General features: G+C 74.5%; 10 protein-coding genes. All 10 read right to left on the bottom strand.

All coding sequences use genetic code 11. The features are described from left to right. The 10 genes from MJ876_RS07990 to mtrB all read right to left on the bottom strand — a co-directional run bounded on the left by MJ876_RS07990 (nucleotide 1) and on the right by mtrB (nucleotide 12,213). A complete protein-coding gene (locus MJ876_RS07990; protein WP_240235736.1) occupies nucleotides 1-591 on the bottom strand; it encodes a hypothetical protein in 591 nt (196 codons plus the stop codon). A gap of 32 nt (nucleotides 592-623) precedes the next feature. Next, entirely contained in the window at nucleotides 624-1,715 is a 1,092-nt protein-coding gene (locus MJ876_RS07985; protein ID WP_240235735.1) for a hypothetical protein, read from the bottom strand. Between the two features lie 31 nt (nucleotides 1,716-1,746). Further along, a complete protein-coding gene (secA, locus tag MJ876_RS07980; RefSeq protein ID WP_240235734.1) occupies nucleotides 1,747-4,629 on the bottom strand; it encodes a preprotein translocase subunit SecA in 2,883 nt (960 codons plus the stop codon). Nucleotides 4,630-4,737: 108 nt separating this feature from the next. After that, nucleotides 4,738-4,965 carry a hypothetical protein gene (locus tag MJ876_RS07975; RefSeq protein ID WP_240235733.1) on the bottom strand — a complete coding sequence of 76 codons (228 nt, stop codon included), beginning with the start codon at nucleotides 4,963-4,965 and terminating at the stop codon, nucleotides 4,738-4,740. 59 nt (nucleotides 4,966-5,024) lie between these two features. Continuing rightward, a complete protein-coding gene (locus MJ876_RS07970) occupies nucleotides 5,025-6,278 on the bottom strand; it encodes a winged helix-turn-helix domain-containing protein (protein ID WP_240235732.1) in 1,254 nt (417 codons plus the stop codon). An 18-nt stretch (nucleotides 6,279-6,296) separates the two neighbouring features. Next, nucleotides 6,297-6,974, bottom strand: a complete 678-nt coding sequence (locus MJ876_RS22160; protein ID WP_240235731.1) for a response regulator transcription factor — start codon at nucleotides 6,972-6,974, stop codon at nucleotides 6,297-6,299. A gap of 77 nt (nucleotides 6,975-7,051) precedes the next feature. Continuing rightward, nucleotides 7,052-7,675: a ribosome hibernation-promoting factor, HPF/YfiA family gene (gene hpf, locus MJ876_RS07960; protein WP_240235730.1), complete on the bottom strand. Its 624-nt coding sequence runs from the start codon at nucleotides 7,673-7,675 to the stop codon at nucleotides 7,052-7,054. A gap of 170 nt (nucleotides 7,676-7,845) precedes the next feature. Then, on the bottom strand, nucleotides 7,846-8,631 hold the full coding sequence (locus MJ876_RS07955; protein ID WP_240235729.1) for a ComF family protein: 786 nt from the start codon (nucleotides 8,629-8,631) through the stop codon (nucleotides 7,846-7,848). 112 nt (nucleotides 8,632-8,743) lie between these two features. After that, a complete protein-coding gene (locus MJ876_RS07950) occupies nucleotides 8,744-10,510 on the bottom strand; it encodes an LpqB family beta-propeller domain-containing protein (RefSeq protein WP_240235728.1) in 1,767 nt (588 codons plus the stop codon). Beyond that, complete coding sequence (gene mtrB / locus MJ876_RS07945; protein WP_240235727.1) at nucleotides 10,507-12,213, bottom strand: MtrAB system histidine kinase MtrB; 1,707 nt, start codon at nucleotides 12,211-12,213, stop codon at nucleotides 10,507-10,509. The genes MJ876_RS07950 and mtrB overlap by 4 nt, the downstream gene beginning before the upstream one ends. Between the last annotated feature and the right edge of the window lies 1 nt (nucleotide 12,214).

Here is a 12,214-nt window from a genome sequence, read left to right as displayed (position 1 = left end):
TCAGCCTCGCGAGAACCAGCGGCTCCAGGCGCGCCGGGCGGGGGCCCAGTCCGCGTTGCCGTACTCCATGAAGGTGCCGACCGAGACGCGGGCCCGCTCGCTCCCGGCCGGCAGGCACCGCAGCGGAATCCGCACCTCCACGACGGGGCCGCGGTCCCGGGTGACCTTGCGAGCCACCTGCCCGCAGACCGCCGTGTCGCGCGGGGGGAAGGGCGACCAGGCCCGCGTCGCGTACGCGGTGGCGTAGCGCTCCGGCCCGTACGGCGCGGCGTACTGCACCAGGCGCTGGGGCTTCGCGCCGGTGCGGGAGGTGTCGATCCAGACGTTCCAGAAGTCCGCCCCGCGGTCGCCGGCGATCGACCGCACCCGGACGACCAGCCGCTGCTGCTGGAAGTTGACCTCCACCCGGCTGATCTCGCCGTAGGAGTCGCGTCTGTCGGTGATCTCGCCGTCGGAGGACCCGCCACGGTCGGCGACGACGCCGTACTCGGCCGACGCGGCGGGCGCCAGCACGAGCAACGACGAGGCGGCGAGCGCTCCCGCCGTCAGGAGTGACGAGAGCGAGCGGCGAAGGGTGCGTGGCGTCGACATGGAACACATCCGACCACGCGCCGTGGGCCCTGTCAGCGGCGTGCAGCTTCCTGCAGGGACCCGGCGACCCGGCGCACCAGGTCGTCGGGACCCAGCCCGGACGGCGCGTCGGCCCCGGTCAGGTGACGGTGGGCGTCACGGGCTGCCGCCTCGACCTCGGCGTCGTCGCACACCGACGCCGGCTGGTCCGCGTCGACGGGTCCCACCTCGCCGGCGACCGGGAGGTCGGTCTCCTCCCCCACGACCTCGACGGCGGGCTCGGCGGACCGGCCGGCGGCGAGGCGCTCCCGGACCCGGGCGTTCGCCTCCAGGGCGCGCCGCACGGCGACGCCGTCGGGCACGATCGCGGACTCCTGGGGCCGGCGCGGGACGAGCACCGCCCGGGCGAGGTCCCGGACGGCCTGGCGGTAGGGCCAGGGCCGCAGGTCGACCAGGTGGGGGTTCATCCGCCGCAGCAGCTCGGTCGACCCGAGGCCCAGCGACGGGTTGCTGCGGACGCCGGCCAGGTCGACGTCGATCGCCGGCAGACGGGCGGCCCGGCTGAACCGGTCCCACAGCACGAGCGGGTCCGTCCCGGACGGTGGCACCGTGAGGACCGCGAGGCGGTCGGCGCCGGAGTCGCTCCAGCGGTCCAGCACGCCCGGCACCCGCTGGGCGCGGTCCCAGGCGCGTCGCGCCCGCCGCGCCCCCGGCGCGTCGTCGTCGCCCTCGCCACGGATGGCGCGCAGCCAGTCGCCCCACGGGAGCAGCCCGCGGTTGCGGCAGTAGGTCTGCCACTGGGCCCCGAGGGTCCGCCGCTGGTCCCGGACCCCGACGACGACCTCGACCCGGTCGCCGGCGAACGGCTCGAGCAGGCGGGCGACCTGCTGGGGGCCGGCGAAGCTCATGAACTCCATGGAGACGAGCAGGTCACCGTCGGTGGACGCCGCCAGCTCCCGCCAGCGGGACGGGTCGGGCTCCGACGACCCGTCGTTGCCCAGCAGCGCCCGCACCGCGTGCACGCTGGTCTCCGGGTACGTCGTCCCCGCGGCCGCCAGCGCCGCACGGTGCACGTCGAGCACCGACTGCAGGAACGTCGTGCCCGTCTTCATCGCGCCGACGTGCAGCACCACGCGCCGGGGCACGCCCGCCTCCCCTCGTCGTGCCCGGGGGCCGTCAGCCGCCGGCGCGCGTGGTGGTGCCGGTCGGGCCGCCGCCGGGGCCGCCGTGGCAGCGCTTGTACTTCTTGCCGGACCCGCAGGGGCACAGCGCGTTGCGGCCGGTGCCGGCGAAGGGGTCGTCGCTCGCGGCCGGGGCCTCGGTGCGGACCTCGGCCTCGCCGTCCTCCGACGGGGCGGTGTAGGACAGCGGCTGGTTCGAGCGCTGCGGCTCGAGCCCCTTGGCGCGGATCTGCGGCGCGTCCGGCCGGGTGCGCGCGGTGGCGCCGACGGTCGCGACCTCGGCGTCGTCCTCGTCGCCCTCCTCGGGCAGGTCACCGTCGAGCTCACCGCCGAGGGTGCCGTCGGGGTCGGCGACCAGGACGTGCTCGTGGTCGTCGTGCTGCTCGACCTCGACCTCGAGGTTGAACAGGAAGCCGACGGTCTCCTCCTTGATGCCGTCCATCATGGCGCTGAACATGTCGAAGCCCTCGCGCTGGTACTCCACCAGCGGGTCACGCTGCGAGTAGGCGCGCAGGTGGATGCCCTCGCGGAGGTAGTCCATCTCGTAGAGGTGCTCGCGCCACTTGCGGTCGAGCACGGAGAGCAGCACGCGGCGCTCGAGCTCCCGCATGACGTCCTCGCCGACCTCGGCCTCGCGGGCGTCGTACGCCCGGTGCGCGTCGGCGCGCAGGTCCTCCACGAGGACCTCCCGCGACAGGGCCGCCTGGCCGCCCGCCTTCTCGACCATCTCCTCGCGGTCGATGGAGATCGGGAAGACCTGGCCCAGCTGCGTCCACAGCGCCTCGAGGTCCCAGTCCTCGGCGTACTCCATCGTGGCGCCCATGACGAAGCCCTCGACGACGTCGTCGAGGAAGCCGCGCACCTGCTCCTTGAGGTCGGCGCCCTCGAGCACCTGGCGGCGCTCGCCGTAGATGACCTCGCGCTGGCGGCTCATCACGTCGTCGTACTTGAGGACGTTCTTGCGGGACTCGAAGTTCTGCGACTCCACCTGCCCCTGCGCGCTGGCGATGGCCCCGGTGACGCGCTTGTTCTCGATCGGGACGTCGTCCGGCACCTTGAGGACCTGCAGCACCCGGTCGACCCAGTCGGACTTGAACAGCCGCATGAGCTCGTCCTGCAGCGACAGGTAGAACCGGGACTCGCCCGGGTCGCCCTGGCGGCCGGAGCGACCACGCAGCTGGTTGTCGATGCGGCGGGACTCGTGGCGCTCGGTGCCGACGACGTACAGGCCGCCGAGGTCCTTGACCTCGTCGTGCTCGGTCGCGACCTGCTTCTTCAGCCGCTCCAGCGTCTCGGGCCACTCGGCCTCGTACTGGTCGGCGGTCTCGCCGGCGGGCTCGAGGCCCTTCTTGCGCAGCTCCTGGTCGGCGAGGAACTCGACCGAGCCACCGAGCATGATGTCGGTGCCTCGACCGGCCATGTTGGTGGCGACCGTGACGGCACCCTTGTGGCCGGCCATCGCGACGATCTTCGCCTCGTCGGCGTGGACCTTCGCGTTCAGGACGGTGTGCGGGATGCCCTTCTTCTTCATCAGCACACTCAGCTGCTCGGACTTCTCGACCGAGGCGGTGCCGACGAGGATGGGCTGGCCCTTCTCGTGGCGCTCGGCGATGTCCTCGACGACCGCCTCGTACTTGGCGTCCTCGGTGCGGTAGACGAGGTCGGCCCTGTCCTGGCGCACCATCGCCTTGTTGGTGGGGATCGGGACGACGCCGAGGCCGTAGGTCTTGTCGAACTCGCTGGCCTCGGTCATCGCCGTGCCGGTCATCCCGGACAGCTTGTCGTAGAGGCGGAAGTAGTTCTGCAGCGTGATCGTCGCGAGGGTCTGGTACTCCTCGCGGATCGTCACGCCCTCCTTCGCCTCGATCGCCTGGTGCAGGCCGTCGTTGTAGCGGCGGCCCGACAGCATGCGGCCGGTGTGCTCGTCGACGATGAGCACCTCGCCGTTCATGACGACGTACTCCTTGTCGTTGCGGAACAGCTCCTTGGCCTTGATCGCGTTGTTGAGGAACGAGATCAGGGGCGTGTTCGCCGACTCGTACAGGTTGTCGATGCCGAGGTGGTCCTCGACCTTCGTGATGCCCGGCTCGAGGACGGAGATGGTGCGCTTCTTCTCGTCGACCTCGTAGTCGACCTCGCGCTCCATCTTCTTGACGATCCGCGCGAACTCGCCGTACCAGCGGACCTCGTCCTGCGTCGGGCCGGAGATGATCAGCGGCGTCCGGGCCTCGTCGATCAGGATCGAGTCGACCTCGTCGACGATCGCGAAGTTGTGGCCACGCTGCACGCACTCCTCGACCGAGCCGGCCATGTTGTCGCGCAGGTAGTCGAAGCCGAGCTCGTTGTTCGTGCCGTAGGTGATGTCGCAGGCGTAGGCCTCGCGGCGCTCGGAGGGACGCATCTGCGGGACGACGACGCCCGTGGTGAGGCCGAGGAAGTGGTGCACGCGGCCCATCCACTCCGCGTGGTACTTCGCCAGGTAGTCGTTGACCGTGACGACGTGGACGCCCTTGCCCTCCAGGGCGTTGAGGTACGACGGCAGCGTGGCGACCAGCGTCTTGCCCTCACCGGTCTTCATCTCGGCGATGTTGCCGAGGTGCAGCGCCGCGCCGCCCATGATCTGCACGTCGTAGTGCCGCTGGCCGATCACCCGGCTCGCGGCCTCGCGGACGGTCGCGAACGCCTCCGGCATGATGTCGTCGAGGGTCTCGCCGTCGGCGAGCCGCTTGCGGAACTCCTCGGTCTGGCCCGCGAGCTCCTCGTCGCTCATCTCCTTGTAGTCGTCCTCGATGGCGTTGACCGCCTTCGAGATCGCCTGGAGCTCGCGAAGGATCTTGCCCTCGCCGATGCGGAGGAGCTTGTCGATGATGGCGGGCACGGCGGGTGACTCCTGGGGTTCGGGACGAGTGACTGGCCGGGCCGGTCCCCCACGGGGCCGGGGCCGTCGTCAACTCTAACCGCCCCCCGGCGCGGGGCAGAGCCGCGATCAGGCCGCGGGGGCCCGTCGTCGCGGGCGGCTCCGGGCCGCCTGCGCCCGGCGGAGGCCCCCGAGCAGCACGAGGACGCCGAGGGCGAGGACGACGGCCACGACCGCGACGACGCGTCGCAGCAGTCCCTCGACGTCCAGCACGCCGGCGCCGTCGAGGGTGGTGGCGACGCCGACGACGAGGCCGGGGCCCAGCAGGGCCGCCAGCGCGAGGTCCTTGACCGGCACGACACGGAACCTAGGCCGGGGCCCGGTCGGTCGCCATGGGCCGCCCGGACCACCCGCGCTCACCCGATCCGGTGATGCGCCACCGCGGCCGCGAGGGCCACGGCGAGGTCGCCGCGCTCGGCGACCACGACCGACCCCAGACCCAGCCAGGTCGCCATCCGGCCCAGCTCGAGGGCCAGGGCGTCGGCCACCTCGGGCGTCGTCGGCGCCCCCGCCCCGCCGCGACCGGAGGCCGCCTCGGGACCGGTGGGCTCGGCGTACGAGCCCTGGACGAGCAGGCGGCCGGTGACCCGGTCGGCCTTGAGGTCGACCCGCGCGACCAGCCGGTCGCCGAGCAGGAACGGCAGTACGTAGTACCCGTGCACCCGCTTGGTCGCGGGGACGTAGATCTCGATGCGGTAGCGGAACCCGAACAGCCGCTCGGTGCGCTCCCGCTCCCACACGACCGGGTCGAAGGGGCTGAGCAGGGCGCGGGCCCCCACGCGGCACGGCACCCTCGCGTCGGCGTGCAGGTACGCCGGGCGCTCCCAGCCCTCGACGGCGGCCGGCAGCAGCTCCCCGGCGTCCACGAGCTCCGCGACCGCCGTGGCGGCCGCGGCGGGGGCCATCCGGTAGTAGTCGCGCAGGCACCCGGCGGTGGCGACGCCGTGGGAGCGCGCCGCCCGCCGGACGAGCTCGCGCGCCGCCTCGTCCGGGTCGGGGGTGGGGGTCGCCAGCACGGCGGGGGGCAGGACCCGCTCGGGCAGGTCGTAGAGGACCTCGAACTGGCGGTTCCGGCCCGCGATGGCGACCTCGCCGGTGCGGTAGAGCAGGTCGAGGACCTGGCGCGCCCGGCTCCAGTTCCACCCCCAGTGGTCGGTGCGACGCGGCGTGCCGTCGTCCAGGTCCCGCGCGGTCACCGGGCCGCGGGCCGCGACCTCGGCGAGGACGTCGGCCTCGACGGACGCCGGCCAGCGCGGGCCGTCCTGCTCGTGACGGGCACGGTGCGCAGCCATGCGGTGGCGCATGTGGGGCCACAGGTCGACCGGCATGAACGCCTGGACGTGGGCCCAGTACTCCACGACGCGGCGCGGACGGACCTCGGAGGCCCGTCGCAGCAGGTCGACGTCGTACGGGCCGACGCGGGAGTAGACGGGCACCAGGTGGGCGCGGGCCAGCACGTTGACCGAGTCGACCTGCAGGACGCCGGTGCGGCGCACCGCTCGCTCGAACGTGCGCATCGTCGGCGTCGCGTGCTCGGGGTCGGTGAACCCCTGCGCCGCGAGCGCGACCCGGCGGGCCCGCGCCCGGGTGAGGTGCTGGACCGCCGTCATCCCACCGTCACGCCGCGCTCACGGCATGTCGAGCAGCTTGGTGCGCATCGCGTACATGACGGCCTCCATGCGCGAGTGCAGCCCGAGCTTCTCGAGGATGTTGCGGACGTGGTTCTTGACCGTGTTCTCGCTGATGGACAGACGGGCGGCGACCTCCCGGTTCGCCAGACCGCGGGCGACGTGGGTGAGGACCTCGAGCTCTCGGGCGGTGAGCCGTGCCGCGCCGGACGGGTTCTCCTCCTCGACCTCGGCCTCGCGGAAGCCGCTGACGAGCTTGGCCGCCATCGCGGGGCTGATGAGCGACTGGCCCGCGGCGACGACCTGGACCGCCTGGACAAGCTCGGGCAGCGAGGCGTCCTTCAGCAGGTAGCCGAGGGCCCCACCGCGGACCGCCTCGAACAGGTCGGCCTCGTCGTCGGAGGTGCTGAGCACGATCACCCGGACGCCGGGGTGCCGCGCCGTGATCCGGCGGCAGGCCTCCAGCCCGCCCCGGCCGGACATGCGGCCCTCGAGGACGACGACGTCCGGTGTCGTGCGCGCGGCCTCGGCCACGGCGCCCTCGGCGTCGGAGGCCGTCGCGACGACGGACAGTCCGTCCTGGCCGTCGAGGAGCAGGGCCAGCCCGCGGCGGAAGAGCTCCTGGTCGTCCGCGACGAGCACGCTCACCGCGGCGTCGACGCTCCCCGGATCGGCCACCACCGCATCCTGTCACGGTGGCGCCGACCCGGGGGCCGGCAGCGCCGGCGGCGCGTCGTCGCCGGTGAGGGGTCGGCTCAGGCCCCGAGCTCGAGCGAGATGACGCCGTAGTCGTAGCCACGGCGGCGGTAGACCACCGAGGGCCGCTCGCTCTCCTTGTCGACGAACAGGTAGAAGTCGTGGCCCACGAGCTCCATCTCGTAGAGCGCCTGGTCGAGCGTCATCGGCTCGGCGGGGTGGCTCTTCTCCCGCACCACCAGGGGCCCGTCGCCCGTGACCTCGATCGGGCCGACGTGACGGGAGGTGACGCCGTCCTCGGCCCCGGTGCCGGCGCCGTCGAGGGACGGCAGCTCGACGTCGGCGGGCGCCTGGCCCACCGCGACGGCGGTGCGGCCCTTGTGGACGCGCCGGCGGTCGTTCGCCTTGCGCATCTGCGAGGCCATCTTGTCCATGGCGAGGTCGAGTGCGCCCATCTTGTCCTCGGCGGCCGCCTCCGCCCGGATGACCGGTCCGCGGGAGAAGGCGGTCAGCTCGACGCGGACCGCCTGGTCGTGCTGGCGCGGGTTGCGCTCCGTCGAGACCTCGACCTGGATCCGCATGATGCGGTGGTCGTGCTTCTCGAGTCGGGCGAGCTTCTCCTCGACGTGGGCGCGGAAGCCCTCGGACACCTCACAGTGCCGAGCGCTGACGACGACCTCCATGCTGAGACCTCCCTCGTTCGTGCCCCGGACGGGGCTTTCGTGACGGGCTGGCGGAGTCCCGCGGACGCGCCGAGGAGGGGCGCGGAGTGCGTCCCCGTCGCGCGCGACGACCCGGTCGCGGCGTGCCGACGGCACCTGCCACGGGCCGGGACGGACTCCATGTCGAGACGTTAGTACGCGCGGCCCACCCACGGAAGGCGATCCGGACGGTCGGGCCGCGCGGGCGCCGGCGGCGGGTGGCGGCGGAGGGTGGCGGCGACGACCGCGTGGCCCGTGACGGGCAGGCCCACCGCCGCCAGGGCGCGCTGCGCCTCGGCCAGCGTCGCGCCCGTCGTGACCACGTCGTCGCAGACCACCAGCCGGGACCCCGCCGCCGACGCGGGGAGCCGGCGCGCCCCGGGGCACCACATCGAGCCGGCGAGGTTGGCGGCACGGGCGGCGGCGTCGAGGCCGGCCTGGTCGGCCACGGCGCCGTGGGGGGCCAGCAGCCGGAACGGCCGGGCGGGCACGCCCTGGCGACGCAGCCGGCGCGCCGCCAGGGCAACTAGCGTGCCGAGCGGGTCGTGCCCCCGGGCCCGGACCACGGCGCGGCGGCTGGGCACCGCGACGAGCAGGACGGCGTCCCTCCCGGGGGCGGCCGCCCGCACGGCGCGGGTGAGCAGGTCCGCCAGCGGCGGACGCAGCGACAGGCGACGGCGCTCCTTGTGGTGCACGACCAGGTCGCGGACGACGCCGTCGTACGCCGCGGCCGCCCAGGTCGGGGCGAGGCCAGGCGGGGTGGGGTCGAGGACGGCGGGGACCGGGTGGACGGGCAGCGCGGCGCGGCAGTCGTGGCACAGCAGCCGCCCGGGCCGCGCGCAGCCCAGGCAGGCCGCGCCGGTCAGCAGGTCCGCGCACGCCTCGGTGACGCGCAGCGGGCCGCCGGGTCCCTCGTCTGCTCCCCGACCCGCGCGCACCTCCGCAGCCCACCACGCGCGCGCCGCCGCGCGCCGGGCCCGGACGACGGCCTGGGGAGGAGGGGGTTCCCCCCGCGCCTGGGGACGACAGGTGGCGCGGTGGTCGCGGTGCTCAGCCGACGTACGTCAGGCCGCGCACCCTGGGGTCGATCTCGTCCTCGGCGCTGCGGAGGCTGCCGAGCACCTCGGCACCGTCGGCGGTGACCACGAAGGCGGGCAGACCGTCCTCCGGCGCACTCGCGACGCGCCACACCGGGGTCCGGTCGAGCGCGAGCGGGGTCTGGTCGTCGGCGTTGGCGCCGGACCCGTCGACGGGCACGTCGGTCACCGACCAGATCCGCTGCGTCGAGTCGACGACGTCCAACGTCGTCGGCGACGACCAGGCGACGTCGACGACCCGCACGGGCTCCTCGTCGCCCTCGAACACGACCCGGGGGGTGGTGGGGAGGCTGACGTCGCCCTCCTCGCCGTACCGGATGCGGCTGACCTGGACGCGGTCGCCCCGGGGCCCGCGGACCACGGTGACCAGGCGCGAGCCGTCGCGGGAGACGATCATGCGCTTGACGTCGAGCCCGGTGACCCCGGGGACGAACAGCTCGCGCACGCCGCCGCCACCACCGCGACCGGCGACGAGGGAGACGCGGGCGCCGTCGGCGGTGCGGTCGAGGGTCCACAGCCGGCCGAGGTGGTCCCACGACGGCTTGCCGAGGTCCTCCCCTCCCGACAGGACGGTGCGGACGTCGGTCCCGTCGTCGTCGACGGCGCCGAGGACGATCGAGGTGCCGTCCTCCTCGACCGCCGCCAGGCGGTCGCCGGCCATGTCGACCGCGATCTCGCGCACCGCGACGTCGCCGCTGCCGAGGGGCCCGGCGACCGGCACGGTGCCCTCGCCGGGGCTGACGTCGACCACGGCCCCGTCGAGGATGCCGAACAGCCGGCTGCTGCTGGCCGACACCCAGGGTGCGTACTCCCCGCCGACGTCGACGGGCACCTGCGAGGCGCCGTCCGGCAGCCGGACCGGCTCACCGCCGACCAGCAGCCGGAATGACTCGATGGACGGGTCCTGGCGCAGGGTCCAGCCCAGCTGGGTCAGCAGGAGCGAGGCGACCTCGGGGTCGGCCACCGAGCGACCGCCGCCCTCGAGCGCGACCTCGGCGAGCCCGGTGCGCGAGACCGTGACGGACAGCCCGAGGGAGGCGTCCGGCGGCAGGAAGGTCCGCGAGACCCCCCGCACCCGCGGCCCGTCGAGCAGCCGCCGCACCAGCGTCGTGGCGAGCTGCTCGCCGTCCGGCACGAACACCGGCTCGGGCACGAGGATCTCGGCCTCGGGGTCGAAGAAGTAGAGGGAGACGGGGCGGAAGCGGTCCTCGAACCAGGTCTCCGGCACGACCAGCGCGTCGGGGGCGTCGGCGATGCGCCACTCCCCCTCGACCCGGGCCATGGGGAAGCCCAGGATCGACGCCGGGCCCTCGAGCTCGCCGAGCCACGTCCCGCCGCGGTCCAGGCGGTTGGCCTCCGGCAGCCTCAGCCGCACCTCGGTGCCGCCGGTCGGGCGCAGCGCGCCGGCGTACGTGATGGTCTCGCGGTCGGGCTCCCACGCCGCGGCGGCGTCGTCGGTGAGGAACTCCCGGGCGACGCCGGTCTGCAGGGGCGTCGCGGTCATGGCCTCCATGAAGTGCCGGACGATGTCGGTCGGCGACTCCCCGGCCTGGGGCCCGCTGGGCACGTAGAACGTGCCCGGCATCTCCGTGCGGCTCGTCTCGGCGGACTCGGCCACCACCGGGCCGGAGACCGGCAGGCGGACGCACCCCGAGGCCAGCACGGCCAGGGCGAGGAGGAGCGCGGGGAGGACCACGCGCCGGCTGCGGTGCGGGGTCATCGGCGCACTCCTGCGTCGGTGGGGACGAGCGGCAGGGGGCTCTGCCGCAGCTCCCCGCCGTTGCGACGGGGCAGGGTCAGCCGGAACTGGGCGCCGGCCCCCGGACGGCCCCAGGCCTGCAGCCAGCCGCCGTGCAGGTGGGCGTCCTCGAGGGAGATCGACAGGCCCAGGCCGGTGCCGCCCGAGGTCCGGGCACGGGCGGGGTCGGCGCGCCAGAAGCGGTTGAAGACCATCGCGGACTCGCCGGACTCCAGCCCGACCCCGTAGTCGCGGACGGCCACGGACCCCGCGCGGTCGTCCCCGGCGACCCGGACGACCACGTCGCCCGCGGGCCCGTCCGAGGCGGGCGGCGCGGGCCGGGCGTGGTCGATCGCGTTGGTGACGAGGTTGCGGATGATGCGCTCGACCCGCCGGGCGTCGGCCTCGGCCCGGACACCCGACGCCGGGGCGTCGACCACGACGCTGACGCCTCGCGCCTCGGCGAGGGGCCGGGTCACGTCGACGACGCGGCGCGCCACGTCGGCGAGGTCGACGTCCTCGATCTCCAGCACGGCGGCGCCGGCGTCGAAGCGGCTGATCTCCAGCAGGTCCGCCAGGAGGACCTCGAAGCGGTCGAGCTCCGTCTGCAGCAGCTCGGCCGCCCGGCCGGTGCCGCCCGGGAAGGTCTCGCGGGCGTCGTAGAGGACGTCGCTGGCCATGCGGACGGTGGTCAGCGGCGTCCGGAGCTCGTGGGAGACGTCGGAGACGAACCGGCGCTGCAGCCGGCTCAGCTCCTCCAGCTGGCGGATCTGGGTCTGCAGGTTCGAGGCCATCTGGTTGAAGGAGGTCGCCAGCCGGGCCAGGTCGTCCTCCCCGGAGACCCGCAGCCGCTCGGTCAGGCGACCGGCGGCGAGCCGCTCCGCGACCTGCCGGGCTAGCCGGATGGGGGTCACGACCTGGCGGGTGACCAGGAAGGTGACACCGCCGACGAGGAGCAGCAGCAGGACCGCGGCGGTGAGCAGCGCGCGCGTGACCAGCGCGAGCGTCTCCTGCTCGTCCTCGAGCGGGAAGAGGTAGTAGAGCGTGTACGTCTCGCCGTCGGCGGGCAGCTCGACCTGCGAGCCCACCACGACCGCGGGGTCGCTGCGCGAGCGGCCACGGTCGTCCTCGCGGCGGATGCGGCCGTAGGTCCACGCCGGGGCGGACGAGTCGGAGAAGTGCGCCACGAGGGCCGGCGGCACGCTCGAGACGTCGAGCCCCGGGGTGAACTGAGTGTCGCCCGCCTCGCTCAGCGACTCCCCCGCCTCCGTCGGCCCGGCGAGGACGACGGCGAACCCGCGGGCCTCGCCGCGGTTGACGATGGGCTCGATCAGCTGCACCCGCTGGCCGGCGGCGTCGGCGTCCGTGCCGCTGGCCGCGAGCAGCCGGTCCTGCGCCTCCGCGGTCTCGTTGGCGGCCTCGGCGACCACGGCCTCGACGCGGTCGTCGAGCAGGCCGTCGCGCGTCTGCTGCAGCAGGAACCAGCCGACCGCGCCGACGACGAGGGCCGACAGGGCCATCGTGCTCGCCACGACCCGGACCTGGATCGAGCGGCGCCAGACGGTGAGGCCCGCCCGCAGCGAGCGTCCCGGGCTGCGTCGCGGGGTGACGTCCGCGCGGTCGTCGTCGGACCGCGGGGCCCGGGGGGTCCGGTCCACGGCGTCCGGGGCCGTGGTCGAGGCCATC

It is taken from the genome of Nocardioides sp. CFH 31398, assembly GCF_022436705.1.
Lineage (GTDB): Bacteria > Actinomycetota > Actinomycetes > Propionibacteriales > Nocardioidaceae > Nocardioides.
The sequence above is the reverse complement of the archived record's forward strand: the minus strand, read 5'-3'. Positions and strand labels throughout refer to the sequence as shown.